The 24,685-nt window shown below is 58.5% G+C and carries 24 protein-coding genes and 1 tRNA gene; 16 read left to right on the forward strand and 9 right to left on the reverse strand.

Annotated features, from left to right (window positions below; genetic code table 11):
* Nucleotides 1–208 precede the first annotated feature (208 nt).
* The 10 genes from lon to TRL7639_RS08235 all read left to right on the forward strand — a co-directional run bounded on the left by lon (nucleotide 209) and on the right by TRL7639_RS08235 (nucleotide 11,609).
* Nucleotides 209–2,617, forward strand: a complete 2,409-nt coding sequence (gene lon, locus TRL7639_RS08190) for an endopeptidase La (RefSeq protein ID WP_085795231.1) — start codon at nucleotides 209–211, stop codon at nucleotides 2,615–2,617.
* Between the two features lie 188 nt (nucleotides 2,618–2,805).
* Nucleotides 2,806–3,294: an HU family DNA-binding protein gene (locus TRL7639_RS23310; protein ID WP_235820289.1), complete on the forward strand. Its 489-nt coding sequence runs from the start codon at nucleotides 2,806–2,808 to the stop codon at nucleotides 3,292–3,294.
* 19 nt (nucleotides 3,295–3,313) lie between these two features.
* Nucleotides 3,314–3,388: transfer RNA gene (locus tag TRL7639_RS08200), tRNA-Val, on the forward strand.
* 380 nt (nucleotides 3,389–3,768) lie between these two features.
* A complete protein-coding gene (locus tag TRL7639_RS08205) occupies nucleotides 3,769–4,800 on the forward strand; it encodes a LacI family DNA-binding transcriptional regulator (RefSeq protein WP_085795232.1) in 1,032 nt (343 codons plus the stop codon).
* A gap of 113 nt (nucleotides 4,801–4,913) precedes the next feature.
* Complete coding sequence (locus TRL7639_RS08210) at nucleotides 4,914–6,200, forward strand: ABC transporter substrate-binding protein (protein WP_085795233.1); 1,287 nt, start codon at nucleotides 4,914–4,916, stop codon at nucleotides 6,198–6,200.
* 143 nt (nucleotides 6,201–6,343) lie between these two features.
* Nucleotides 6,344–7,282 carry a carbohydrate ABC transporter permease gene (locus tag TRL7639_RS08215; RefSeq protein WP_085796318.1) on the forward strand — a complete coding sequence of 313 codons (939 nt, stop codon included), beginning with the start codon at nucleotides 6,344–6,346 and terminating at the stop codon, nucleotides 7,280–7,282.
* 12 nt (nucleotides 7,283–7,294) lie between these two features.
* On the forward strand, nucleotides 7,295–8,128 hold the full coding sequence (locus tag TRL7639_RS08220; RefSeq protein ID WP_085795234.1) for a carbohydrate ABC transporter permease: 834 nt from the start codon (nucleotides 7,295–7,297) through the stop codon (nucleotides 8,126–8,128).
* Nucleotides 8,129–8,137: 9 nt separating this feature from the next.
* Nucleotides 8,138–9,139 carry an ABC transporter ATP-binding protein gene (locus TRL7639_RS08225; RefSeq protein ID WP_085795235.1) on the forward strand — a complete coding sequence of 334 codons (1,002 nt, stop codon included), beginning with the start codon at nucleotides 8,138–8,140 and terminating at the stop codon, nucleotides 9,137–9,139.
* Complete coding sequence (locus TRL7639_RS08230; protein ID WP_085795236.1) at nucleotides 9,139–10,665, forward strand: mannitol dehydrogenase family protein; 1,527 nt, start codon at nucleotides 9,139–9,141, stop codon at nucleotides 10,663–10,665. Before TRL7639_RS08225 ends, TRL7639_RS08230 begins: the two co-directional genes overlap by 1 nt.
* Complete coding sequence (locus tag TRL7639_RS08235; RefSeq protein ID WP_085795237.1) at nucleotides 10,662–11,609, forward strand: carbohydrate kinase family protein; 948 nt, start codon at nucleotides 10,662–10,664, stop codon at nucleotides 11,607–11,609. Before TRL7639_RS08230 ends, TRL7639_RS08235 begins: the two co-directional genes overlap by 4 nt.
* Before the next feature lie 115 nt (nucleotides 11,610–11,724).
* On the opposite strand, the gene TRL7639_RS08240 is transcribed toward TRL7639_RS08235, so the two are convergent.
* The 9 genes from TRL7639_RS08240 to TRL7639_RS08275 are packed head-to-tail and all read right to left on the reverse strand — an operon-like array spanning nucleotide 11,725 to nucleotide 17,074.
* Nucleotides 11,725–11,934 (reverse strand): transposase, encoded by a 210-nt coding sequence (locus tag TRL7639_RS08240; protein ID WP_085796319.1) that lies wholly within the window; start codon nucleotides 11,932–11,934, stop codon nucleotides 11,725–11,727.
* A complete protein-coding gene (ureG, locus tag TRL7639_RS08245; RefSeq protein WP_085795238.1) occupies nucleotides 11,903–12,553 on the reverse strand; it encodes an urease accessory protein UreG in 651 nt (216 codons plus the stop codon). Before ureG ends, TRL7639_RS08240 begins: the two co-directional genes overlap by 32 nt.
* Nucleotides 12,550–13,194: an urease accessory protein UreF gene (locus TRL7639_RS08250; protein ID WP_085795239.1), complete on the reverse strand. Its 645-nt coding sequence runs from the start codon at nucleotides 13,192–13,194 to the stop codon at nucleotides 12,550–12,552. The genes ureG and TRL7639_RS08250 overlap by 4 nt, the downstream gene beginning before the upstream one ends.
* Nucleotides 13,178–13,624, reverse strand: coding sequence for an urease accessory protein UreE (ureE, locus tag TRL7639_RS08255; RefSeq protein ID WP_085795240.1), 447 nt, complete (start codon nucleotides 13,622–13,624; stop codon nucleotides 13,178–13,180). Before ureE ends, TRL7639_RS08250 begins: the two co-directional genes overlap by 17 nt.
* Before the next feature lie 10 nt (nucleotides 13,625–13,634).
* Nucleotides 13,635–15,344, reverse strand: coding sequence for an urease subunit alpha (gene ureC, locus TRL7639_RS08260; protein WP_085795241.1), 1,710 nt, complete (start codon nucleotides 15,342–15,344; stop codon nucleotides 13,635–13,637).
* Nucleotides 15,344–15,649: an urease subunit beta gene (locus TRL7639_RS08265; protein WP_085795242.1), complete on the reverse strand. Its 306-nt coding sequence runs from the start codon at nucleotides 15,647–15,649 to the stop codon at nucleotides 15,344–15,346. The genes ureC and TRL7639_RS08265 overlap by 1 nt, the downstream gene beginning before the upstream one ends.
* Nucleotides 15,646–15,822, reverse strand: a complete 177-nt coding sequence (locus TRL7639_RS23070) for a hypothetical protein (protein ID WP_165759780.1) — start codon at nucleotides 15,820–15,822, stop codon at nucleotides 15,646–15,648. Before TRL7639_RS23070 ends, TRL7639_RS08265 begins: the two co-directional genes overlap by 4 nt.
* Nucleotides 15,823–15,834: 12 nt before the next feature.
* The gene (locus tag TRL7639_RS08270; protein WP_085795243.1) at nucleotides 15,835–16,137 is read right to left on the reverse strand and encodes an urease subunit gamma; all 303 of its coding nucleotides are present in this window, start codon (nucleotides 16,135–16,137) and stop codon (nucleotides 15,835–15,837) included.
* 1 nt (nucleotide 16,138) lies between these two features.
* Nucleotides 16,139–17,074, reverse strand: a complete 936-nt coding sequence (locus TRL7639_RS08275) for an urease accessory protein UreD (RefSeq protein WP_235820290.1) — start codon at nucleotides 17,072–17,074, stop codon at nucleotides 16,139–16,141.
* A gap of 288 nt (nucleotides 17,075–17,362) precedes the next feature.
* Here TRL7639_RS08275 and urtA point away from each other — a divergent pair, with 288 nt between their 5' ends.
* From urtA to TRL7639_RS08305, 6 genes are all read left to right on the forward strand, one after another.
* Nucleotides 17,363–18,643: an urea ABC transporter substrate-binding protein gene (urtA, locus tag TRL7639_RS08280; protein ID WP_085795244.1), complete on the forward strand. Its 1,281-nt coding sequence runs from the start codon at nucleotides 17,363–17,365 to the stop codon at nucleotides 18,641–18,643.
* A gap of 63 nt (nucleotides 18,644–18,706) precedes the next feature.
* Nucleotides 18,707–20,662, forward strand: coding sequence for an urea ABC transporter permease subunit UrtB (urtB, locus tag TRL7639_RS08285; RefSeq protein WP_085795245.1), 1,956 nt, complete (start codon nucleotides 18,707–18,709; stop codon nucleotides 20,660–20,662).
* Between the two features lie 3 nt (nucleotides 20,663–20,665).
* Nucleotides 20,666–21,895, forward strand: coding sequence for an urea ABC transporter permease subunit UrtC (gene urtC, locus TRL7639_RS08290; protein ID WP_085795246.1), 1,230 nt, complete (start codon nucleotides 20,666–20,668; stop codon nucleotides 21,893–21,895).
* Nucleotides 21,892–22,632 (forward strand): urea ABC transporter ATP-binding protein UrtD, encoded by a 741-nt coding sequence (urtD, locus tag TRL7639_RS08295; protein WP_085795247.1) that lies wholly within the window; start codon nucleotides 21,892–21,894, stop codon nucleotides 22,630–22,632. The genes urtC and urtD overlap by 4 nt, the downstream gene beginning before the upstream one ends.
* A gap of 3 nt (nucleotides 22,633–22,635) precedes the next feature.
* Nucleotides 22,636–23,331: an urea ABC transporter ATP-binding subunit UrtE gene (gene urtE / locus TRL7639_RS08300; RefSeq protein WP_085795248.1), complete on the forward strand. Its 696-nt coding sequence runs from the start codon at nucleotides 22,636–22,638 to the stop codon at nucleotides 23,329–23,331.
* A gap of 382 nt (nucleotides 23,332–23,713) precedes the next feature.
* Entirely contained in the window at nucleotides 23,714–24,685 is a 972-nt protein-coding gene (locus TRL7639_RS08305) for a DNA cytosine methyltransferase (RefSeq protein ID WP_085795249.1), read from the forward strand.

The following is a 24,685-nucleotide window of genomic DNA, read 5'->3' on the forward strand; positions in this document are numbered from 1 at the left end:
CGTGGTCTGCGCAGTCATTGAAAATTCACCTATACGTCATTCGCGCCTTGCAGCCCGTTTCGTGGCGGGTCATTGTCTTGGTCACGAATTGAGCCGTGAGGTTGAAATGGGGGGCAGGTTGCCCCACCTATTCAATCCATGACCGGAGATGGCCAAGCGTTGCCTGCAACAGGGACCGGTGCCGTCTTGCCAACGATAAGGAAAGAGCATGCAAGAGCCTCTCAACTCCTCTTACCCCGTACTGCCGCTGCGCGACATTGTCGTGTTTCCGCATATGATCGTGCCCCTGTTTGTGGGCCGCGAAAAATCGGTGCGCGCGCTGGAAGAGGTGATGCAGGATGACAAGCAGATCCTGCTGTCGAGCCAGATCGACCCCTCGGTCGACGACCCTGAACAGGATGGTATTTTCAAGGCCGGTGTCCTGGCCAATGTTCTGCAACTGCTGAAGTTGCCCGATGGCACCGTCAAGGTGTTGGTCGAGGGCCAAGCGCGGGTGCGGATCACCGATTTTCTGGAAAACGACGCCTTCTTTGAGGCGCGCGCCGAGTATCTGACCGAGATGCCGGGTGACGTGACCACCACCGAGGCTCTGTTGCGTTCCGTGGGCGATGAGTTCGAGCGCTATGCCAAGGTGCGCAAGAACATCCCCGAGGAAGCCCTTGCCGCCGTTGGCGAGGCCACGGAACCGGCAAAGCTGGCTGATCTGGTGTCGGGTCACCTGGGTCTGGAGGTCGAGCAGAAGCAGGAGTTGCTGGAGACACTGTCCGTCAGCGAGCGGCTGGAGAAGGTCTATGGTCTGATGCAGGGCGAGATGAGCGTTCTGCAGGTCGAGAAAAAGATCAAAACCCGCGTCAAATCCCAGATGGAGAAGACGCAGCGTGAATATTACCTGAATGAGCAGATGAAGGCCATTCAGAAGGAGCTGGGTGATGGCGAGGACGGCGGCAACGAGGTTGCCGAGCTGGAAGCCAAGATCGCCGAGACCAAGCTGAGCAAAGAGGCCCGTGAAAAGGCCGATGCCGAGCTGAAAAAGCTCAAGAACATGTCGCCCATGTCGGCCGAGGCCACCGTGGTGCGCAACTATCTGGACTGGATGCTGTCGATCCCGTGGGGCACCAAATCCCGCGTCAAGAAAGACCTGGGCCGCGCTCAAGAGATCCTGGATGCGGATCACTATGGTCTTGAGAAGGTCAAAGAACGCATTGTCGAGTATCTGGCCGTGCAGCAGCGCTCGAAGAAGCTCAAGGGGCCGATCCTGTGCCTTGTTGGACCTCCGGGTGTTGGTAAAACCTCGCTTGGTAAATCGGTTGCCAAGGCGACCGGCCGTGAGTTCATCCGCATCAGCTTGGGTGGTGTGCGCGACGAAAGCGAGATTCGCGGTCACCGCCGGACATACATCGGCTCGATGCCGGGCAAGATCATCCAGGCGTTGAAAAAAGCCAAAACGACGAACCCGCTGATCCTGCTCGATGAGATCGACAAGATGGGGCAGGATTTCCGGGGCGACCCGGCGTCGGCGATGCTTGAGGTGCTGGATCCGGAGCAGAACAACACCTTCATGGATCACTATCTTGAGGTGGAATATGACCTGTCGAACGTGATGTTCCTGACCACATCGAACAGCTACAACATGCCCGGGCCGCTGCTCGACCGGATGGAGATCATTCCGCTGTCGGGTTATACCGAGGATGAAAAGCGCGAGATCGCCAAGCAGCATCTGATCGGCAAGCAGGTCAAGAACCATGGCCTGAAGGCCAAGGAGTTTGAACTGACCGACGAGGCGCTGACCGAGATCATCCGCACCTATACCCGCGAGGCGGGCGTGCGGAACCTGGAGCGTGAGATCGCCAAGGTGGCGCGGAAATCGCTGACCAAGATTGTCAAGAAAGAGGCTGAAGACGTCACCGTAACTGCCGATAATCTCGACGATTTCCTGGGGGTGAAGAAGTTCCGCTATGGTCTGGCCGAGAAAGAGGATCAGGTGGGTGTTGTCACCGGTCTGGCCTATACCAGCGTTGGTGGCGAGCTTTTGAGCATCGAGGCGCTGCGCCTGCCGGGCAAAGGGCGGATGAAGACCACCGGCAAGCTGGGCGACGTGATGAAAGAGTCGATTGAGGCGGCGTCATCCTATGTGCGCTCGATCAGCCCTCAGATCGGGGTTAAGCCACCGCAGTTCGACAAGCTGGACATCCACGTCCACGTGCCTGATGGCGCCACGCCCAAAGACGGGCCAAGCGCGGGTCTGGCCATGGTCACGGCCATCGTGTCGGTGCTGACCGGTATTCCGGTGCGCAAGGACATTGCCATGACGGGTGAGGTCACGCTGCGCGGCAATGCAAGCGCCATCGGTGGGTTGAAAGAAAAGCTGCTGGCGGCCCTGCGGGGCGGCGTTAAGACGGTGCTGATCCCGCAAGAGAACGAAAAGGATCTGCCCGAGATCCCGGACAACGTGAAAGAGGGGCTGGAGATCATCCCCGTCAGCCATGTCTCCGAGGTGCTGAAACACGCGCTAACGGCCGAGCCCGAGCCCATTGAATGGGACGAGGCCGCCGAAGAGGCCGCTGCGGCAAAGGCGTCGATCATCGGTGGGGACGGGGCTTCGGCTACGGCACACTGATCAGGCGAGAACCTGAACAAAGGGGCGGGCCAGCAGGTTCCGCCCTTTTTTTGTTGTTGCCACGTTGCGCGGCAATTTGGGGCGGATATGTGACGGATCGGAAACTTTTGGTCGAGTTTTCTGGTTTTTAAGGGTTTTTGTCTCTATGCTGGCAACAGACAAGAATAAACGCAGGTATGAGGCACCCCATGGCTAAGAGCACGACAACCGCGTCGCGGACGACTCGCAAGACCCCCGCGCGCCGTACCCCGAGCAAGGCTCCGACAACAAAAACCGCAACACCCGAAACATCCGCGGCGCCCAAAGCGCCTGAGGCCAAGACGGCCCCCGTTGCGGCCACGAAATCCGAACTGCCCAAGGTGGTTAAACCGGCCGCGGCTGATGTGGTGGTTCCGTCGAATGACGGACCCGAGATGAAAAAGCGCGAGCTGATCGATCTGGTTGTGGATCGCGCCGGCGTCAAGAAAAAGGACGCAAAACCCTCGATCGAGGCTGCGTTGGCTATCCTGGGCGAGGCGATTGCGTCGGGGCGGGAATTGAACCTGCAACCGCTTGGCAAACTCCGCATCAATCGGGTCGAGGAAAAGGACAACGGCCGCGTGATCGTGTGCAAATTGCGCCAGAGCAATTCGACCGGTCCGGACGAAAAAGAACCCCTTGCAGAGGCGGCGGAGTAAAGGTAAACCCCCGCCCAATGGGTGATTAGCTCAGTGGTAGAGCGCTTCGTTCACATCGAAGATGTCAGGAGTTCAAATCTCTTATCACCCACCATCCAACCACGTGACTTATTTCGTTTTTCGGTGATTTTGCCCGTTTCGACGTGGTCCTGAGTTCCGTGAACTCAAGCGGCTCTACTGGTTCGGGTGACGTCGACCACATTTCCTCAAGACGTCAGGTGAAAGGCTCGCATATGCGTCGGGTGATAGCATCCGATGCGGACGTTGCCGCCTGGGGAAAACAGCGACCGGATCCTGTGGTGGACTGGTGTCGTGTCAGGCTATTTTCCGTGAAATTTGTTCTCGAGAGTGGACACCTCAGAAACGCAAAAGCTCTGCGGCCTCCGGGCTTTGTTTCCGCGCGTAAAGTATTTATGGTGATGATATCGCTGACCGAAACGCAGCGGGGTCCTGACACTTTGCAGTGGGCTTCATATGACTGGAACCAAAATCAAGAACATGGAAGAGTTTGCTTCCGTCAGTGGCATCTCGCGACCAACCCTGTCCAAGTTTTTTAACGATCCCAGCAGTGTGAGGGCATCCACGCGAAAGCGCATTGAGCAGGCGTTGGAGACGTATGACTACCAACCTAATCCCTATGCGGTGAACCAAAACCGCCGATTGACCAAGAACATCGGCATTGTCGTGCCCAACCTGGCGGACCCGTTCTTTGCAAAAATCGCGCGGACAATTGAAGAGCACATAATAGAGACCGGGTTCAGGCCGGTTCTGCTTGGCTCTCATGGCAGCCCGGTGATGGAGATAGCCAACCTCGATAACCTCCGCAGTCTCAAACCGGCCGGGGTTCTTCTTGCACCTTTGGGACGGGCGTCTGATCACAAGAAAATCAAGGCCTTTTGCCAAGACGTCCCAACGGTGCTGTTTGATGCGAACATTGATACGATAGACGAGGCATTTGTGGGGTCCAACAACGACCAGAGTATTGATCTGATTGTTGATTACCTTTGCCGGACGGGTGAGCCGCCCAGCTTTTTTGAAATGAAATCACCGACCAATCCGAATGCCTTCAAGCGTCGCAATGCTTATCTGGCCGCCATGGATCGGCTGGGGCACAACCCGGATCTGATCCAGGCTGACGGTGAGGGCTGGGAATTCGAAGAGATCGGGTTTCGTGAGGGCACGCGCGTTGTGCGGGACAGAAACCTTCCCACAAACACCATTCTGTGCAGCAACGACCGTCTGGCAATCGGTTTGCTTTCCGCCGCTTTCGAAGCCGGGCTGAGGGTTGGGATCGGCGAAGAGTGTGATTTGCGGATCGCAGGACACGACGATCACCCGTTTTCAAAATACACCAGTCCGACCCTGACAACGGCGTCGCAAGATTATGAGGCAATCGCCAAGAAAAGCGCCTCGATCTTGTTGGCGCGGATTGAGGGCGAAGGGGGCGCCGATTCGCCGCGCGAAACCTTGTTTGACGGGCGGTTGATCATGAGATCATCAGCCTGATGCCCTATGGAGGGCGTAGAGCTTAAAATTTACGCGCGTAAAGAAAAAAATTGACGCAAGTCACTTCGTGGCTTTAGCCTAGAGGCAAGCATCAAATTTTTGGGAGGATCAAGATGTTTAAGAAAGGCGCGCTTTGCGCAGCTAGTGCCATTTCGCTCTTAGCAGCAAGTGGTGTATCTGCCGAAACCCTAACGATCGCGATCGTGAACAACGGTCACATGATCAACATGCAGAAAGTGGCGGAAGCATATACCGCCGAGACAGGCGTTGATCTGAACTGGGTCTCGTTGGAAGAGGGCGTTCTGCGTGAACAGGTCACTTCCGACACTGCGACCGGCGGTGGACAATATGACATCATCAATATCGGCATGCAGGAAGCGCCGATCTGGGGGGCCGCTGGCTGGATTGAACCGCTCAACTTTTCAGCAAGCTACGACATGGACGACATCCTGCCGGCAATGCGCAATGGGCTCTCTCATGAAGGGCAGCTTTATGCTGCGCCATTTTATGGTGAATCCTCGATGGTCATGTACCGCAAGGATCTGACCGATGCTGCGGGGGTTTCCATTGCTGACAATGACAGCTGGGACAATGTAAAAGCCGCGGCTGCGGCAATTCATGATCCAGACAACGGCGTCTATGGAGCCTGTCTTCGCGGTAAGCCGGGCTGGGGCGACAACATGGCATTCATAACGACAGTGGTGAACTCTTTCGGGGGCGCGTGGTTCGATGCCGAGGGGCGGCCACAGTTGGACAGTGCGGAATGGAACGCGGCTATCAACTTTTACGTGGACCTTCTGGGCACCTACGGGCCTCCTGGCTCTGAAGGGAATTCATTCAACGAAATCCTCGCGCTTTACAACGAAGGCAAGTGCGGCATGTGGATCGACGCGACCATTGCGGCGTCCTTTCTGGAAGTAGACGGCGTGGCCTATGCGCAGTCTCCGAACGCCGGCAACCCTGTGGGCGCAAACTGGCTTTGGGCGTGGGCGATGGCGATTCCGGCCGGATCTCCAAACGCGGAAGCCGCGGCTGACTTTATCGAGTGGGCGACTTCCAAAGAATATGTGCAGGCCGTGGGCAACCACCCGGACTTTGGTTGGGGGGCGGTGCCGACCGGTCAACGCGCATCCACCTATGCAATCCCGGAATTCCAAGAAGCTGCAGGTTTTGCGGCCGCGGAACTTGCCGCCATTGACAGTGCTGCACCCGAAGCGACAGATCTGAAACCTTACGTCGGGGTTCAGTTCGCAGCGATCCCAGAATTCCCTGAGGTTGGCTCGGCGGTTGCACAGGAAATGGCGGCGGCCCTTTCTGGTGCAAAATCTGTTGAAGAGGCGTTGGCTGCATCGCAGCAAGCCGCGGATTCGATCATGAAAGAAGCGGGATACTACGACTGATCCATCATGGGGCCCGACACTGTCGGGCCCCAAAATACGCCGCAGCATTTGCTTGAACGCTTTGGTCCCGCCTAACATTCAAGAAATCACAACTCAAATGTCGGATGCGAAACGAGAAAACGTTTTGCTGAAAGGATATGGCCATGTCAGACAGAAAGCTCCCGCGCCTTCTTCAAACGCCTGCTGTGCTGCTGCTTCTGGTGTGGATGCTTATTCCGCTTGGAATGACCCTGTACTTTTCGTTTATCCGCTATGTGTTGAACAACCTGCGCCGCCCCGAGTGGACGAGCCCAAGCCTCAGCAATTGGCGCGGCTTTGGCAATTACGAGTTCGTTCTGAAATCCAAGGACTTCCTTTTTGCCGTCCAGAACAGCCTGTTTATCGTCTGCAGCATCCTGATCCTGACTGTCATCCTGGGCGTGTTGATCGCTGTTTTGATCAACAAGACATTTCCCGGGCAGGGCATTGTCCGCGTGCTGTTGATTTCACCGTTCTTCGTGATGCCGGCGGTCAACGCTGTTTTGTGGATTAACATGATCCTGGATCCGGTGCTTGGGCTTCAGGGTATCGCTGTAGGTGGTCTCAATGATCTGATCGATACGCTCCGAAATGCGCCTGCAGTGGGGTGGTTCTTTTCGTTGTGGCCCGAGCTCGAGCCGGTCTCGTTCCGTGCAACGCAGACTTCGGCCTATGCGGTCATCATCATGGTGACATGGCAATGGACCCCCTTTGCGGTGTTGATCTTCATGACATCGCTGCAGTCCGAGGACCAACAGCAGAAAGAAGCCGCAGTGCTGGATGGTGCAAGTGCCTGGTCGCAGTTCCGCTTTCTGACCCTGCCGCATTTATCCCGGCCAATCGCGATAGTTGTGATGATCCAGGCGATCTTTCATCTGTCGCTTTATGCAGAGATCGAGATCGTAAGCCGGGGGAATGGCAACAAGAACCTTCCATATCTGATCGGTGAGTTCGCCAACAACAACATCGGAGCCGCCAGCGCTGCTGGCATCTTTGCGGTCATCCTGGCCAACATCGTCGCATTCTTCTTGTTGCGCATGATTGGCAAGACGTTGATGGAATAAGGAAACGGACATATGGCAATTGTTGCAAAACCTTCGAAATTCGCCAGATACGGCCGTCCTGCATTGGCCTGGAGCGTGGGGCTGTTGTTCTTCTTTCCAATCTTCTGGATGGTGTTGACCAGCTTCAAGACCGACGCCGATGCGGTGAAACCCGAACATCTGATCTGGTTCACCCCGACGCTCGAGAACTACCTGAATATGACCGAGAATTACGACTATTGGCGCTTTGCCAGGAATTCGGTCATCACGGCGGTTTTCGCCACAATATTCACGCTCTTTGTCGGGATACCGTGCGCCTATGCGATGGCGTTCAACCCAGGCAAGGCCACCAAGGACGTGTTGATGTGGATGTTGTCGACCAAGATGCTGCCAGCCGCGGCGGTGCTTTATCCAATGACCTTCATCACCAAATCAGCGGGCCTCTTTGACACCCACTTTCTGATTATCTTGGTGCTGAGCCTGATCAACCTGCCAATCGTGATCTGGATGCTTTTCACTTACTTCAAAGAGATCCCGAAGGACATCATTGAGGCCGGCCAAATGGATGGCGTCAGCACGGTGGGAGAGATCAAGGAAATCCTCATGCCTCTGGCTTGGGGGGGCATCGCCTCTACCGCTCTGCTCTGCTTCATCTTTTGCTGGAACGAGGCCTATTGGACCGTGCGTTTGACCACGACCGATGCGGCGACGCTTTCAAAACTCATCGAAGGCAACCGCGCGCCAGAGGGGCTCTTTTTCGGGCGTCTCTCTGCCGTCTCTGCGGCTGCCGTTGGGCCAATCGTCGTCCTGGGATGGTTCTGCCAGAAACAACTTGTCCAAGGTCTGACCTTTGGCGCTGTGAAATAAGGAGCGACAATGGGACGTATTCAACTTAGGAACGTGACCAAGAGCTTTGGTGACGTTCAGGTCATCCCGCCGCTGGATCTGACCATCGAGGATGGCGAGTTCGCGGTATTTGTCGGCCCGTCCGGATGCGGTAAATCCACGCTTCTGCGCATGATCGCAGGGTTGGAGGACCTGACATCGGGCGAAATCGAAATCGACGGTAAAATCGCAACGAATGTGCCGCCTGCCCAACGTGGTTTGGCGATGGTGTTTCAATCCTATGCGCTTTATCCGCACATGACCGTGCGCAAGAACATCGCCTTTCCATTGCGTATGGCGAAAATGTCGAAGGCTGAAACAGATCAAAGGGTTGAAACGGCAGCCAAATCGTTGAACCTGATGGATTACCTGGACCGGAAGCCAGCCGATCTTTCAGGTGGCCAGCGCCAGCGTGTCGCCATTGGTCGCGCCATTGTTCGCGAGCCATCTGCGTTCCTTTTCGACGAACCCCTGTCAAATCTGGACGCTGCTCTTCGTGTCGGTATGCGCCTGGAAATTGGCGAACTGCACGAGCGGCTGAAAACCACGATGATCTATGTAACTCATGATCAGGTCGAAGCCATGACGATGGCGAACAAGATCATCGTTTTGCGCGCGGGTGTGATTGAGCAAGTCGGCTCCCCATTGGAGCTGTATCACAAACCGCAAAACGAATTCGTGGCGGGTTTCATCGGCTCTCCAAAGATGAACTTCCTCAAGGGCGACGAAGCGGCGAAACATGGCGCGAGCACCATCGGAATTCGCCCTGAACATATCGACGTCAGTTTGACCCAAGGCGCCTGGAAGGGGCGTGTCGGGGTGGCTGAACACCTTGGCTCGGATACCTTCATTCACGTGCATGACACTGGCCTTGCCGATGTGCTGACAGTGCGCGTGATCGGCGATGTTTCGGTCAAACATGGCGACACGATTTACCTGACGCCACAAGGTGATCAGATTCACAAGTTTGATGCCGAGGGCCTGAAACAGTAATGGCGCCTGCGGTCCCTATATCCAACGGCCTTGCGCTTTCGGACGCGAATTTGCCAAGTCTGCCCGCCATTGTGTCTCGGCCCAGCTATGACCGGACAAAGCTGCGTCCCGGTATCGTGCATATCGGCCTTGGAAATTTCCACCGCGCACATCAGGCCTGGTATATCCATAGGTTGATGCAGCAGGGGCTCGCATTGGATTGGGCCATAATCGGTGCAAGCGTCCGCGAACAAGATCAGATCATGCGCAACAGTTTGATTTCGCAGGATTTTTTAACCACTTTGGTCGAATTGTCCCCGCAAGAGAGATCTGCCGAGGTCATCGGCTCGATGATCGACTATCTACCGATCGAAACCGGAAATTCAGCACTTGTGCGTCAGATTGCCAATGACACCACCCGGATCGTGTCTTTGACGATAACCGAAGGTGGCTATTTTGCGTCTGCTGCTCATGGCGGTCTGGACGTTGATCATCCTGACCTGCAGCACGACATTCGAAACGCCAGAGCTCCGCGTACGGTCTTTGGCGCAATCGTCGCCGCACTTTCGCTTCGTCGCAGATCCGGGGCGGGTCCACTTACGGTTCTGAGTTGCGACAACCTTCGCGGCAATGGCGCGATTGCCCGACAAGCGGTTCTTTCGCTGGCTCAGCTGCAGGATCCCGATTTAGCAGATTGGATAGGTGAACACTGTAGCTTTCCGAATTCCATGGTGGACTGCATTGTTCCCGCAACCGGGCCAGATGAAATCGCATTGGCGCAGGGCTTTGGGATCGAAGACCCGGTCCCGGTGACCCATGAGAACTATCGGAAATGGGTGATCGAAGATGATTTCTGTGCGGGTCGGCCAGACCTTGAGAAGGTAGGGGTGATCCTGACATCCGAGGTTCATGCCTACGAGGCCATGAAAATCCGTATTCTGAACGCGGGCCATCAGGTTTTGGCCAATGTTGGCGAATTGATGTCTGTTCACACCATCGCCGAGTGTATGGCACACCCGCTGATTTCGCGGTTTTTCAACAAGATCGAACATGAAGAAATCGTGCCGCATGTGGATCCTGTTCCAGGCGTGACGCCCACTCAATATGTTGGTCTGATTGCCCAACGGTTTTCAAACCCAGAGATCAGGGACACGACGCGTCGGGTGGCCTTCGATGGCTCGTCACGTCATCCGGAATTCATTCTACCTATCATTCGCGATGCTCTGAACCGTGGTGGTCCGATCCAGGGCCTGGCGTTGGTGGAGGCACTATGGGCGCGAATGTGTGCCGGGATCAGAGACGACGGGACCGCAATCGAGGAAAACGACCCTGACTGGCGACGTTTGTCAGAGGTCGCCCGAACCAGCGCCCATCGACCACAGGCCTGGCTTGAGCAAGGGCAGATCTACGGTAATCTTGTTGATGATGGCGCTTTCAAGACCGCGTTTTGTCATTGGCTGCAGCTCATTTGGTCCCAAGGCAGCGCCGCTGCGCTTCGCGCCTATCTGGGGCCGCCTGAGCACCAGGGACAGGAAACGGCGGGATGATCCTGTGCTGTGGTGAGGCTCTTGTCGACATGATCCCGGACCCCACGCGCCAAGACGGCGTAGGGTTTGTTGCGCACTGCGGTGGCGCGGTGATGAATACGGCGGTTGCCTTGAGCCGCCTAGGAGCGCCCACCGGGCTTTTCACCGGACTGTCCCACGACTTGTTTGGCCGCCAGCTGGAGGAACACCTGCGTGCGTCACATGTCGATCTGTCATTCGTTTCATGGTCGAACCGCCCATCAACGCTGGCGTTTGTGCATTTTGAGGACGGCAAGACCAGCTATGAGTTCATGGACGAAAATTCAGCGGGCCGCATGTTGACGGCAGCAGATTTGCCGAACCTGACTGAAGAGGTGTCTGCCCTGTTTTTTGGAGGCATCAGCCTCGCGGTGGAACCTGCCGCCGACACATACGCCACGTTTTTGGAACGCGAGAAATCCGGCCGTGTGGTGATGCTGGACCCGAATATCCGTGAAAACTTCATTCCTGACCAGGAACGATACCGCGCCCGGCTGGAGCGGATGATGGCCAAGACCGATATCTTGAAGGTCTCGGACGAGGATCTGGACTGGTTGATCCCGCGATCTCTGCCATTGGCCCAAAAAGTCGCCCTGCTCAAAAAACTTGGACCCAGTGTCATTATCGTGACTCGCGGATCCGCCGGTGCGGTGGGGTTTTTGCGTGACGGCGCGTCCGTGAGTGTTGCAGCCCAACATGTTGAAGTCGTGGACACCGTCGGCGCAGGCGATACATTCAATGCCGGCCTGTTGCGAAAGCTCATGGAGCTCGAATGTCTGGGCATCCATTCTCTCAGGAAACTGAATGAAGATCATCTTGAAAGAGCATTGGCTTTTGCTTCCAAGGTGGCCAGCATTTCAGCCTCACGAAAGGGAGCTGATCCACCCTGGGCACACGAGATGCAGGGCCAGGTCGGATCGATTTGATGTCGACGAAGCCCAGAAACCTTTGTGCGGCCTTGTCGTAGCGGGTCGTGCCACGACGGGCTTTGCAGGGTGCGTGGAACCGTAGCGTTTTGGTTCAAGGCGTCCGCAATGCCCCCTATAACCCAGCCAAAGCCCAGCACCAAAACTGCCGGTGAACGCTTGAGCACTTGCCGGACTCCTTGGGAAGGCCGCACCAAGGAATGCCTGTCCGCCAGATCCGGACATTCCCTGCAAGAACAAGGCGGTGGTGCGTGGGTTTGCACCCCTTCTGGGTCCTGACCCTGGTGGGTCTTTCACCCGTTACCGAACATGTGCTGCGTTGAATTTTGCGTCATCAACCCTCCGATCGACGAAAGAAGGCTCACGATTTCGGTAACACCCTTTCTCTGCTTCAGGGATGCAAACACGTAAGGGCGCTCTTGGCGCATATGCCGGGCGTCTCGATCCATGACCTCTAATGAGGCGCCAACATGCGGCGCGAGGTCTGTCTTGTTGATGATGAGAACGTCGGACTTGGTAATCGCAGGCCCGCCCTTGCGGGGAATCTCCTCGCCTGCTGCAACATCGATCACGTAGAGCGTCACGTCCGCCAATTCGGGGCTGAAGGTGGCCGACAGGTTATCGCCGCCGCTTTCGATCAGCACGATCTCGACCTCGGGGTGGCGATCGACCATTTCGGCCAGGGCCGCAAGGTTGATCGAGGCGTCCTCGCGGATCGCGGTATGCGGGCAGCCGCCGGTTTCAACGCCAATGATACGGTCCTGCGGCAGGATCTGCATGCGCATCAGCGCCTCGGCGTCTTCTTGCGTGTAGATGTCATTGGTGATGACGCCAATCGAATGCGTCTCGCGCAGGGCTTCGCTGAGCGCGGCGGTGAGGGTGGTCTTGCCAGCGCCAACCGGGCCGCCGATGCCCACGCGCAGGGGGCCGTTCATCGTGCTCATGTTCGGAAAATCCTTGAATACTGGGTTTCATGCTTCATTGCGGCGATATCGCCGAGGAAGCTGGTGCTGGTGAGGTCGTTGAGCGAGGCGTTGCTGGCCTCTTCTGCGATCTGGGTACAGAGCGGGGTGAGGTCCCGGATCAGTCTTTGGCCCTCGGTTTGACCCAAAGGCACCAGTCGCATGGCGACCGCAGCGAGGTTTGAGACAAAGGCCATCAGGTAGAATTGGATGGTGAGATCCAGCGGCAGGCTTTCGAGCCGGGCCGCGCGTCCCACTGCGACGGGGTAGGTCAGGCGTGATATGTCCGTTGCCCAGACCTTGGCCGTGACATCGCAAAAAGCCTCTCCCTGTAGCCGGGTTTCCTTCAGCCGTTCGGACGAGGACGCAAAGGCACGCGCGGTTGCGTCGATCTCGTCCAGATCTTCTGCATCCGCGTGATAGGCGGCTGCGATGAACAGGCTGTCATTCCACCCGGCGCCGTGGTGCAGGGCCTCATTGATCCATGCGCTGGTCTGCGCGGCGGTTGTAACATCACCGGCGTCAATGGCCCATTCCAGCCCGTGGGAATAGGCAAAGGCCCCCACCGGGTAGGCGGGAGAGAACCATTGCGTCAGGGTCAGAATGTCAGTGGCTGTGGCCATGGGTGCGTCCGTGTCCATAGGCTCCGCCTTCGGGGGTGAAGGGTTCGGTCACCTCGCGCACCGTGGCGCCGATTTTGCCCAGCATGTCGCGGATCACGTGATCACGCTGGATCAGCAGGCGACCCTCTTCGATCTGGCAGGGGGTGTGGCGGTTGCCGATGTGCCAGGCAAGGCGGGGCAGATCTGGGCCGGTGACCTCCAACAGGTCCTCTGGCGCGGCAACAATCCCGACCTCGCGGCCATCTTCCAGCACCAGCACACCGCCATGATCCAGCGAGGTTGTTTTGGGCAGGTCGACCAGCACCGACTGTCCGTCATCCGTTTTCAGGACCTTGCGGCGCAAGAAGCGGCCTTCGTAGTCCAGCGCCACTTGGGCCGTAAGGTCTTTGTGGGCATGGGCGTGATAAGCGCGGGCGATGGTTTGGGTCATTTTCGTTGCCTCAGAACAGGAAATAGCGTTGCGCCATGGGCAGAACCTCGGCCGGTTGGCAGGTCAAAAGCTCACCATCGGCGCGCACTTCGTAGGTTTCGGGGTTCACCTCGACTTCGGGCGTGGCGGTGTTGAGTTTAAGGTGGGACTTGCCGATGTTGCGCGTGTTCTGAACCGCCAGTGTCTGCTTGGCGAGGCCCAGTGAGCGGCCGATCCCGGCGTCCTGTGCCGCCGCGCTGACGAAGGTCACGGCAGAGTTTTCCACCGACCGCCCATAGGCGCCGAACATGGGCCGGGAATAGACCGGCTGCGGCGTCGGGATCGAGGCATTGGGATCGCCCATCTGCGCCATGGCGATGGTCCCGCCCAAAAGAACCATTTCAGGCTTCACGCCAAAGAACGCGGGGTCCCAGAGCACCAGATCGGCGCGTTTGCCTTCCTCGATCGAGCCGATCTCGTGGCTCAGCCCATGGGCGATGGCAGGGTTGATGGTGTATTTTGCGATGTAGCGGCGGACGCGGAAGTTGTCGTTGTCGCCGGTCTCTTCCGAAAGGCTGCCGCGCTGTTTCTTCATCTTGTCGGCGGTCTGCCATGTGCGGATCAGCACCTCGCCCACGCGGCCCATGGCCTGGCTGTCCGAGGCTATGATCGAAAAGGCGCCCATGTCGTGCAGAATGTCTTCGGCGGCGATGGTCTCGCGGCGGATGCGGCTCTCGGCAAAGGCGACGTCTTCGGGGATCGACTTGTCCAGATGGTGACAGACCATGAGCATGTCCAGATGCTCTTCCAGCGTGTTCACGGTGAAGGGGCGGGTGGGGTTGGTCGATGACGGCAGCACGTGCTCTTCGCCACAGATCTTGATGATGTCCGGGGCATGACCACCGCCAGCGCCTTCGGTGTGAAAGGCGTGGATGGTGCGGCCCTTCATGGCGGCAACGGTGTTTTCGACGAACCCGGACTCGTTCAACGTGTCGGTGTGGATCATCACCTGCACGTCCATATCGTCGGCCACAGAGAGGCAACAGTCGATGGCAGCAGGCGTGGTCCCCCAATCCTCGTGCAGTTTCAGCGCGCAGGCCCCGGCAAGCACTTGCTCTTCGAGCGCGGCGGGGAGGGATGCGTTGCCTTTGCCAGCAAAGGCTAGGTTCATGGGGAACGCATCGGCGGCCTGCAACATGCGGGACAGATGCCAGGCACCGGGGGTGCAGGTGGTGGCCAGTGTCCCATGCGCCGGCCCGGTGCCACCGCCCAGCATCGTGGTGAGGCCGGAATGCAGCGCGTCCTCGATCTGTTGCGGGCAGATGAAATGGATGTGGCTGTCAAACCCGCCTGCGGTCAGGATGCGCCCTTCGCCTGCGATGGCTTCGGTGCCTGGACCGACGATGATGTCGACGCCGGGTTGCGTGTCAGGGTTGCCCGCCTTGCCGATCTTGGCGATCCGCCCGTCTTTCAGACCCACATCAGCCTTGTAGATACCGGTATGATCCACGATCAGCGCATTGGTGATGACCGTGTCCACCGCGCCTTGGGCACGGGTGGTCTGGGCCTGTCCCATACCATCGCGGATGACTTTGCCACCGCCGAACTTGACCTCTTCGCCATAGGCGGTGAGGTCATGTTCGACCTCGATGATCAGATCGGTGTCCGCCAGCCGCAGACGGTCTCCGGTGGTGGGGCCGAACATGGCGGCATAGTCGGATCGGGCGATTGTTGCGGGCATCAGAGATCTCCCATGACCTGTTGGTTGAAACCGAAGATGCGGCGGGCGCCACCGATGGGGATCAGCTGCACCTCGCGCTTCTGGCCGGGCTCGAACCGCACGGCGGTGCCAGCCGCGATGTCCAGGCGCTTGCCGCGCGCGGCCTCGCGGTGAAATTCAAGTGCCGGATTGGCTTCGGCAAAATGGTAGTGGCTGCCGACCTGAACGGGGCGGTCGCCAGTGTTGGCGACCATCAGGATGGTGACGGGTTGATCCGGGTTCAGGGTCAGGTCGCCCTCAGCTGGGAAAACCTCGCCGGGGATCATTTGCGGGACCGGTGACGCAGGTAGGCCAAGGCGCCCGCAACCGGGACCGAGAGCAAGGCCAGGGCCAGCCAGGCCTCGGCCCCATGTGGGTGAACATGGGCGCCGCCATGGGCCAGCGCAGCGGATGCGGCCAGGGTGGCCAGGGTGGTTAGGGCAATGAGAGAGGGTTTCATCCGGGATATCCTTTAGCGAATGGGGTTGTGGACGGTCACCAGTTTGGTGCCATCGGGAAAAGTGGCTTCGACTTGCACCTCGTGGATCATTTCGGGCACACCGGGCATGCATTGCTCGACGCGGATAATTTGCGCGCCTGCTTCCATCATGTCAGCGACTGAACGCCCATCGCGGGCCCCTTCGACAACGGCGTCGGTGATCAGGGCGATGGCCTCGGGGTGGTTCAGCTTTACGCCACGGGCCAGCCGCTTGCGGGCGACCTCGGCGGCCATGGCGACCAGCAGCTTGTCTTTTTCTCTTGGGGTCAGGTTCATGTCATATCTTCCAGCATCGGGGGAGGGGCGCACCGTTCAGGCGTTGAAGAAGGGGCAACAGGGTGTGTCGCAAGGCAAAGCTGTCCTCGGCCAGAAGCCGCATCACCAGCACGTCCTCTTGCAGCAGGCTGACGCCGCCCGTGGCGGGCAGGGTGGTTTGCAGGGGGGACAGATGGGTTTCGGCATTGTTTGCTATCAGCACCACCAACGCCATGGCGCCTGCGCCCCCTGCAATGAATGGCTTGGCGAGGTGATCGCGCGCGTTGCCGGTCAGAGCCATGGCATCGATGAACAGCGGCACGCCTTCGCGGCGGATCTCAATCCGGTCACGAAAGTGAAGGTCTGTCACGTCTTCGCCCATGGCAGGGCGACCAAAGACCACGGGCTCGACCATCAACAGGGATGCGCCTTTGGACAAATCGACCTTCAGACGGCGGTGCAGGGCGCTGCCGTTGAATAGAATGGTTTCCTGCGGGAGCCAGTTGATCCGCGCACCCGCATCGATCCGCAGGCGATTGGTGATCTTGCCGATCTCGCCCGGCTGCGCCTTGTATGCACGCTCGCAAGCCTGGGTCGTCAGGGTAAGTGTGGTGCCAGGGGCCGCCTGCGCAGAAAAATCGAACTGGTCGCCTCCGGTCACGCCGCCGGCCGTGTTCAACACGACTGCATCCAACGCGGATCCGCGCCGCCCGGGGAACAGACACTTGAGCGAACCCGTCTGTCGGAACCTGTCCAGCACTGTACCCACGTCGGTGCGCTTGGTGCTGAGGTGCACCGTGCCGCGCGCGCGAGGCTGATCTGAAAAGCCGTGTGGGGTTATGTCTGCCTGATGGGTGATCGGGCCGTCCTCGGATCGTGTTGCTATGCCCTTGGTTTTGCTGGGGCGCGTGCAAAGCACCATTGCAAACGGCGTACCGCGCACTGTGACCGGGTCCATTTGATGAATTGTTGTGCGGACGTGGTGGTGGCTGTTCAAAAAACAGGCATTCACCTTGGTTGCTCGGTGATTCACGGGTGGCAGGTTTGCTTGTTTTGCTGCGATGCAGAATCGATTGAGCACCTGCTGGGGACAAGATGTCTGACAATCGCGGGTGTGTGGCGACCATACGAATTGGACCTCGAAGCGGCCGCCACACGAAATGCAACATCAAGTTGCGGGGATAGCTAAAGGGATCGGGCACATCTGTGCAAGCCCCGCCGCAAAAAGCCCCGCCTGGAGGATCGTATGAACTTTCTCAAATCCACGCTTGCCGGATCAGCGGTATTTGCCACGTTTGCCACTGCCGCTTTGGCCGCCGAGGACACCATCAAGGTTGGTGTGCTGCATTCGCTGTCGGGCACGATGGCCATCTCGGAAACCACACTGAAAGACACCATGCTGATGCTGATCGACCAGCAAAACGCAAAGGGTGGCCTTCTGGGCAAACAGCTGGAAGCCGTGGTGGTTGACCCGGCATCGGATTGGCCGCTGTTTGCCGAAAAGGCCCGCGAGCTGCTGACCGTGCACGAGGTCGACGTGATCTTTGGCAACTGGACCTCGGTCAGCCGCAAGTCGGTCCTGCCGGTGATCGAAGAGCTGAACGGGTTGTTGTTCTATCCTGTGCAGTATGAGGGTGAAGAGAGTTCGAAAAACGTCTTCTACACCGGCGCGGCGCCCAACCAGCAGGCCATCCCTGCCACCGACTATTTCCTGGAGGAACTGGGGGTCGAGAAATTCGCTCTGCTCGGCACGGACTATGTCTACCCCAGGACCACCAACAACATTCTGGAAAGCTACCTGAAGGGCAAAGGTATCGCGGATAGCGATATCTTTGTGAACTACACGCCCTTTGGCCACTCGGATTGGTCCAAGATCGTGGCTGATGTGGTGGCGCTGGGCGCTGATGGCAAAAAGGTCGGTGTGATTTCCACTATCAACGGGGACGCCAACATCGGCTTCTACAAAGAGCTGGCCGCGGCTGGCGTTTCGGCAGACGACATCCCTGTTGTCGCGTTCTCGGTAGGTGAAGAAGAGCTCGCGGGTCTCGACACTTCGAACCTGGTTGGGCACTTGGCGGCGTGGAACTATTTCCAGTCGGCGGACAGCGACGTGAACGCCGAGTTTGTGGAAACCTGGAAAGCGACCATGGGAGAAGAGCGCGTCACCAACGACCCGATGGAAGCGCATTTTATCGGCTTCAACATGTGGGTGAACGCCGCAACCGAAGCAGGCTCGACCGAGGTCGACGCCGTGCGCGCCGAGATGTACGGCCAGGAATTCCCGAACCTAACCGGCGGTACGGCCGTGATGCTGCCCAATCACCATCTGGCCAAGCCGGTGCTGATCGGCGAGATCCAGGACGACGGTCAGTTTGACATCATCAGCCAGACCTCTGAAGTGCCGGGCGACGCCTGGACCGATTATCTGCCGGAATCAGCGGTTCTGATCTCGGATTGGAAAGAGCTGGGTTGCGGTATGTACAACACCGAAACCAAGTCCTGCGTTCAGACGCTGTCGAACTACTAAGAGCAACAGGGCGAAGGGGCTGGGTTCCGGCCCCTTCCACCTCAAGACGCGGATAATCCCCACATGTTACGACTATTCCTTGCGAGTCTCGCAATCCTGTTGTCATGCGTGACGGCAAGCGCCGAAGAGGGTGCGATACAGCCCCTCTTGCAAGAGCACAGGGAGGTGATTGCCAAAAGCTCTCGCAAGACCATTGGTCCGGCCATTGATGCCATCGCAAACAGTGGTCTGCCTCAGGCGCAGATAGTGCTTGAGACCTGGGCGTCAAAGTCAATGTGGATGCGTAAATCGGATGGTCTTTTCTTTGTCGGCGAAAAGGCGGACAGCAAGAATTATCGCCTGACTGGTTTCGATACGGGCGAAGAGGTTGGGACTTTCCCCAAGAAAGAGCTGAAGCAGCTGAAACCCAACAGCGGCGTTCGTGCATTGATCGGCACTGCATTGGTCCAGTTTCAGCTACTGGATGAAGATAAGGCCAAACGGCAGGCGGCGCTGACCTCGATCCAGCGTGATCCTGAGGCGGCTTTGCTGGCCCCTTTGCGCGCCTCGATTGATCGCGAACCGGATGCAGGGTTGAAGGCGCAGAAACAGCGCCTCGAGCGTTTATTGACGATCGGCTACGACGCCGACCCGGTCGCCCGGATTGCCGCCATAGAAGAAATGTCTGGCGATCTGGGCGTCGACGTGCGGGCCACGCTGAACCCCTTGGTCGCGACCACACGCGACGTGGCGCTGGGCACAGTGCCCGAGGGGGTGAATGTTGCTGCGAACCTGACACCCGGCGAGGAAGGGTTTTCTGAAGACGAGGCCTATGACCTTTTGGTGGCCAAGGGGTTTGCGCCTGCGCGGGTGACCGCAGATGATATGCGCCTTGCGCTGGCCGAGAACATCGAGGGCGGCACCGTGGGTGGCGTTCCGGTTGCGCAGCTGGACAAGGATAAGGCTCGCGTACGGGCCTATACCGCATTGGCCGAGGCGGGCAAGGTGCCGCCTTTGGTGAACCCGGCGGGCATTCAGGCCGCGTTGGCTGCGCATGTCTTCTTTGAAACCTACGCAGAACCCGCCGTCGAGGTGACCACGGCCGCGCAGGATGCGCTCGACAATATCGCTTTGAAAGTGAGCGTGAATCAGACGCTGGACCTGACACTTGACGCCTTGTCGCTGGCCTCTATCTACTTCCTCGCGGCCATTGGGCTTGCCATCACTTTCGGCGTGATGGGGGTCATCAACATGGCCCATGGTGAGTTCATCATGATGGGCGCCTACACGGGCTATGTCGTGCAGCAGATCATCCCGGATCACACGGTGTCGATCATTGTCGCGATCCCGCTGGCCTTTGCCGTGACCTTTGCCGCTGGCGTGGCGATGGAGCGGTTGGTGATCCGTTGGCTGTATGCCCGCCCGCTGGAAACACTGCTTGCGACCTTCGGTATCTCGATTGCCCTGCAACAGCTGGCAAAGAACATCTTTGGCACGCAAGCGCGTCCGCTGACTGCTCCGGGCTGGCTGGACGGGGCGTGGGTGCTGAATGACGTGGTGTCGATCAGCTATATCCGCATTGCCATTTTCATCTTGGCGCTGATTTTCCTTTGCGTCTTTCTGTTCATCATGAAGCGGACACGGCTGGGGCTGGAAACCCGCGCAGTCACGCAGAACCCAGCCATGGCGGCCTCGATGGGCATCAATCCGGGTCGCGTGAACATGCTGACGTTTGGGCTTGGCTCAGGCATTGCCGGGATCGCCGGGGTGGCGATTGGTTTGTTCGCCAAGGTAACCTCGGAACTTGGTTCGGACTACATCGTGCAAAGCTTCATGACCGTGGTGGTCGGTGGCGTGGGCAACATTTGGGGCACACTTGCGGGGGCGACGATGATCGGCTTCCTGCAAAAGGGGATCGAGTGGCTGAACCCGTCCAACACGCTGGCGGCGCAGACCTACATGATCGTCTTCATCATCATTTTCATTCAGTTCCGGCCAAGGGGCATCATTGCCCTCAAAGGTCGTGCGGCGGGGGATTGATCCATGCAACGTTCCTTTATTGCCAAGAACCCGTCTGTTCTGATCTTCCTTGCCTGCCTGGCGCTGTTCACGCTGATCGTCACTGTGCTGTCAGAGGGCCTTGGTCTTGGCATGATCTCGACCAGTTTCATCAAGACGCTCGGCAAGACCCTGTGCCTCTGCCTGATCGCAGTGGCGATGGATCTGATCTGGGGCTTCACCGGCATCCTCTCGCTCGGCCACTTCGCCTTCTTCGGATTGGGCGGCTACATGATCGGCATGTGGCTGATGTACGAACGCACCCGGCTGATCGTGGTCGAGTCGCTGTCGCAGGCCGAAACTCCCCCCACCAGCTCCGAGGTTGTGGATGCCATTGGCAATCAGATCTTTGGCGTCGTCGGGTCGAGTGAGTTCCCGTTGATCTGGGCCTTGGCGGACAGTCTGTTCCTGCAACTGCTGCTGGTGGTTCTGGTGCCGGGGCTGCTCGCACTTGTCTTTGGCTGGCTGGCGTTTCGCAGCCGCGTCACGGGCGTGTATCTGTCGATCCTGACACAGGCCATGACCCTGGCCCTAGCGCTCTACCTCTTCCAGAACGACAGCGGTCTGCGCGGCAACAACGGCCTTTCGGGATTGCAAAACCTGCCCGGGGTCGAGGCGTCGCAGGACGTCGTGTCGCTCTGGTTTCTCTGGGCGTCCGCCCTGGCGCTTGGCCTTGGCTATCTGCTCGCCGCCTGGGTGGTGTCGGGCAAGTTCGGCTCGGTCATTCGTGGCATTCGCGACAACGAGGCGCGGGTGCGCTTTCTTGGCTATTCGGTTGAGACCTACAAGCTGATGATCTTTACGCTGACGGCTTGCATCGCCGCCATCGCCGGGGCGCTCTATTACCCCCAGGCAGGCATCATCAACCCGGCCGAGATTGCGCCAATTGCGTCAATCTACCTGGCGGTCTGGGTCGCCATCGGTGGACGTGGTCGGCTGTATGGCGCAGTGATCGGTGCGGCGTTTGTGAGCCTTTTGAGCACATGGTTCACGGGCGGCCAGGCGCCGGACATTCCGCTGGGCTTTTACACGATCAAATGGGTCGACTGGTGGCTGGTGCTGCTGGGTCTGTCCTTTGTCGCTGTCACGCTTTTTGCGCCAAAAGGCATGGGCGGGTTGGTCGACCTTTGGACCCAAGCACGCGCGCCCAACCGCCATGGCGCAGACCTGGGACCCGATGATAGCGCCCTGCGCGAACAGGAGGCCAGCAAATGAGCACACTTCTTGAGGTTTCCGGTGTGTCCGTCACCTTTGACGGCTTCCGCGCCATCAACAACCTGTCGTTCCAGATCGGCGAGGCCGAGTTGCGCGCCGTGATCGGACCGAACGGGGCGGGCAAGACAACGTTCATGGATATCGTTACAGGCAAGACCAAACCTGACGAGGGCAGGGTGATCTGGGGGGAGAAATCTGTGTCTCTGCTCAAGATGAACGAGGCCAAGATCGCGCAAGCGGGCATTGGGCGAAAGTTCCAGAAACCAACGGTGTTCGAAGATCAGACGGTGCAGGAAAACCTGCTGATGGCGTTGAAGAAACCGCGCGGTTGGCTGCCGGTTCTATCCTATCGGGTCAAGCCCGAGGATCTGGACAGAGTTGCTGAAGTGGCGCGCGAAATTGGGCTGATCGACGAGCTGGCACGAAAATCCGGCGAGCTGAGCCATGGCCAGAAGCAGTGGCTCGAGATCGGAATGCTGCTTGCGCAGGAGCCGCGGCTGCTGCTTGTGGATGAACCAGCGGCGGGGATGACACCACAGGAGCGCGAACACACAACCGACCTTCTGTTGGAGGCGGCCAAGACGCGCGCGGTGGTGGTTGTTGAGCACGACATGGAGTTTGTCCGTCGCTTGAACTGCAAGGTCACCGTACTTCACGAAGGCTCGGTTCTGGCCGAAGGGAGCCTCGACCATGTCACCTCGAACCAAGAGGTTATCGATGTCTATCTGGGGCGCTGAAAGATGCTGAAACTGAACGATTTGACCCTGCACTATGGGCATTCGAAAATCCTCAACGGCATCTCGATGGAGGCCGCCTCGGGCGAGGTGACCTGTGTCATGGGCACCAATGGCGTCGGCAAGACCAGCCTGATCAAGGCGATTTCAGGTGCGCATCCGCGTTCGGGCGGGGATGTGGAGCTGGATGGCGAAGCCTTGGGCGTTCTTCCCGCGCACAAACTGGCGCATAAGGGCATTGCCTATGTCCCTCAGGGGCGTGAGATCTTTCCGCTGCTCACGGTGCGCGAAAACCTTGAGACTGGCTTTGCGTGCCTACCCAAGGATCAGCACTTTGTGCCGGATGAAATCTTTGACCTGTTTCCTATCCTAAAGGAATTCCTGCATCGGCGCGGAGGTGACCTGTCGGGGGGGCAACAACAACAGTTGGCCATTGCGCGGGCGCTGATAACCAAACCTCGGTTGCTTTTGTTGGACGAGCCGACCGAAGGTATCCAGCCCAACATCATCCAGCAGATTGGCGAAGTCATCAAATTGCTGCGCGATCGGGGAGACATGGCAATCGTGCTGGTCGAGCAATACTTCGAGTTTGCCTATGATCTTGCTGATCGATTTGTGGTCATGCGAAGAGGTGAAGTCGTGATGGCCGGAACAAAGGGCGACCTTTCAAAAGACGATGTTTTTAGGGGGGTCTCTGTATGAACTGGCGTGCACTGCGAGATTCAAAAATGTATCCACCATTTTAGGGTCTGCATGAGGGTTTTTCTGCGTGTCCGCTTAGCGATCAAAGCTCATGCCAAAGACTGGAAAGACAAGCCAAGCTAAGGCGAAGAAAAGCGAAATCCTCTTCATGCAGAACTCTTTAGTCAAAGTGCTCTTCCAGGTGAACCCAACTCGATGGCGTCTTTATTCGCATTGGGTGAGGCAGGGATCACCGCCTGCTTGCAAACAGGCTGGGCTTTGCACGGTGCTTGCCAGGTGACGCCAGTATATCCGCGATTTCAGGCCTTGTGACTTGGTGCAGGTGTTGACATTTTGTTCTCTATCTCGCGATAGTCGGTGAAAACCAAAACGGGGGCATCTCATGCAGGGGAAACTGACATCGCTGGAGCTGTGCGCGGGCGCCGGTGGTCAGGCCTTGGGCATCGAGCGGGCCGGGTTCGGGCACGAGGCCATGGTCGAGGTCGACAAATGGTGTCGCCAGACCCTGACGCTGAACCGTCCCCAGTGGAATGTCATCGAAGGTGAGCAGGCCGATCTGACCAATTTTGATGCGCGGCCTTTCGCGGGCGTCGATCTGGTCGCCGGTGGCGTACCCTGTCCGCCGTTTTCCAAGGCGGGCAAGCAGTTAGGTGCCGCCGACGAACGCGATCTGTTTCCCGAAGCCCTGCGGGTCGTTGATGAGGTGCGCCCCAAGGCGGTGATGCTCGAGAATGTGCGTGGTTTCATGGATGCGGTGTTTCATGACTACCGGCAAAAGCTGAAACGGCAGCTCAAAAAGATGGGCTACAGCTTTGTCGACTGGCATCTCTACAACGCCAGCGATTTCGGCGTATCGCAGCTGCGTCCCAGGGTGGTGATCGTGGCGGTGCGGGATGAGTTCGCCGACAAGTTCGAATGGCCCAAGGGCGGCGATATGCAGCCCCCCAGTGTGGGCAACCTGCTGCACGATCTGATGGGCGCGCGCGGTTGGACGGGTGTGGATCAGTGGCGTGACGGTGCGGATGAGATTGCGCCGACCATCGTGGGCGGCTCCAAGAAGCACGGCGGCCCCGATCTGGGGCCCACACGCGCGCGGCGTGCGTGGGAGATGCTGGGCGTCAATGGCAAATCTATCGCCGAAGAGGCGCCGGACCCCGATTTCGAAGGGCTGCCGCGCCTGACAGTGCGCATGGTGGCCCGTATCCAGGGCTTCCCCGACGACTGGCAATTTGCCGGGCGCAAGACCAATGCGTACAGGCAGGTGGGGAATGCCTTTCCCCCGCCCGTGGCCGAGGCTGTGGCGCGCAACGTCAAGGCAGCGATCACCGCGCGGCGCCTTTACGCGGTTGCCTGA

The sequence above is a fragment of the Falsiruegeria litorea R37 genome, from assembly GCF_900172225.1.
GTDB lineage: Bacteria > Pseudomonadota > Alphaproteobacteria > Rhodobacterales > Rhodobacteraceae > Falsiruegeria > Falsiruegeria litorea.

Bases quoted from the DNA above. Each gene is read 5' to 3' on its own strand.
- lon (WP_085795231.1), top strand. From the start codon at position 209: ATGCAAGAGCCTCTCAACTCCTCTTACCCCGTACTGCCGCTGCGCGAC.
- TRL7639_RS23310 (WP_235820289.1), top strand. From the start codon at position 2,806: ATGGCTAAGAGCACGACAACCGCGTCGCGGACGACTCGCAAGACCCCC.
- TRL7639_RS08205 (WP_085795232.1), top strand. From the start codon at position 3,769: ATGACTGGAACCAAAATCAAGAACATGGAAGAGTTTGCTTCCGTCAGT.
- TRL7639_RS08210 (WP_085795233.1), top strand. From the start codon at position 4,914: ATGTTTAAGAAAGGCGCGCTTTGCGCAGCTAGTGCCATTTCGCTCTTA.
- TRL7639_RS08215 (WP_085796318.1), top strand. From the start codon at position 6,344: ATGTCAGACAGAAAGCTCCCGCGCCTTCTTCAAACGCCTGCTGTGCTG.
- TRL7639_RS08220 (WP_085795234.1), top strand. From the start codon at position 7,295: ATGGCAATTGTTGCAAAACCTTCGAAATTCGCCAGATACGGCCGTCCT.
- TRL7639_RS08225 (WP_085795235.1), top strand. From the start codon at position 8,138: ATGGGACGTATTCAACTTAGGAACGTGACCAAGAGCTTTGGTGACGTT.
- TRL7639_RS08230 (WP_085795236.1), top strand. From the start codon at position 9,139: ATGGCGCCTGCGGTCCCTATATCCAACGGCCTTGCGCTTTCGGACGCG.
- TRL7639_RS08235 (WP_085795237.1), top strand. From the start codon at position 10,662: ATGATCCTGTGCTGTGGTGAGGCTCTTGTCGACATGATCCCGGACCCC.
- ureG (WP_085795238.1), bottom strand. From the start codon at position 12,553: ATGAGCACGATGAACGGCCCCCTGCGCGTGGGCATCGGCGGCCCGGTT.
- TRL7639_RS08250 (WP_085795239.1), bottom strand. From the start codon at position 13,194: ATGGCCACAGCCACTGACATTCTGACCCTGACGCAATGGTTCTCTCCC.
- ureE (WP_085795240.1), bottom strand. From the start codon at position 13,624: ATGACCCAAACCATCGCCCGCGCTTATCACGCCCATGCCCACAAAGAC.
- ureC (WP_085795241.1), bottom strand. From the start codon at position 15,344: ATGCCCGCAACAATCGCCCGATCCGACTATGCCGCCATGTTCGGCCCC.
- TRL7639_RS08265 (WP_085795242.1), bottom strand. From the start codon at position 15,649: ATGATCCCCGGCGAGGTTTTCCCAGCTGAGGGCGACCTGACCCTGAAC.
- TRL7639_RS23070 (WP_165759780.1), bottom strand. From the start codon at position 15,822: ATGAAACCCTCTCTCATTGCCCTAACCACCCTGGCCACCCTGGCCGCA.
- TRL7639_RS08270 (WP_085795243.1), bottom strand. From the start codon at position 16,137: ATGAACCTGACCCCAAGAGAAAAAGACAAGCTGCTGGTCGCCATGGCC.
- TRL7639_RS08275 (WP_235820290.1), bottom strand. From the start codon at position 17,074: ATGGACCCGGTCACAGTGCGCGGTACGCCGTTTGCAATGGTGCTTTGC.
- urtA (WP_085795244.1), top strand. From the start codon at position 17,363: ATGAACTTTCTCAAATCCACGCTTGCCGGATCAGCGGTATTTGCCACG.
- urtB (WP_085795245.1), top strand. From the start codon at position 18,707: ATGTTACGACTATTCCTTGCGAGTCTCGCAATCCTGTTGTCATGCGTG.
- urtC (WP_085795246.1), top strand. From the start codon at position 20,666: ATGCAACGTTCCTTTATTGCCAAGAACCCGTCTGTTCTGATCTTCCTT.
- urtD (WP_085795247.1), top strand. From the start codon at position 21,892: ATGAGCACACTTCTTGAGGTTTCCGGTGTGTCCGTCACCTTTGACGGC.
- urtE (WP_085795248.1), top strand. From the start codon at position 22,636: ATGCTGAAACTGAACGATTTGACCCTGCACTATGGGCATTCGAAAATC.
- TRL7639_RS08305 (WP_085795249.1), top strand. From the start codon at position 23,714: ATGCAGGGGAAACTGACATCGCTGGAGCTGTGCGCGGGCGCCGGTGGT.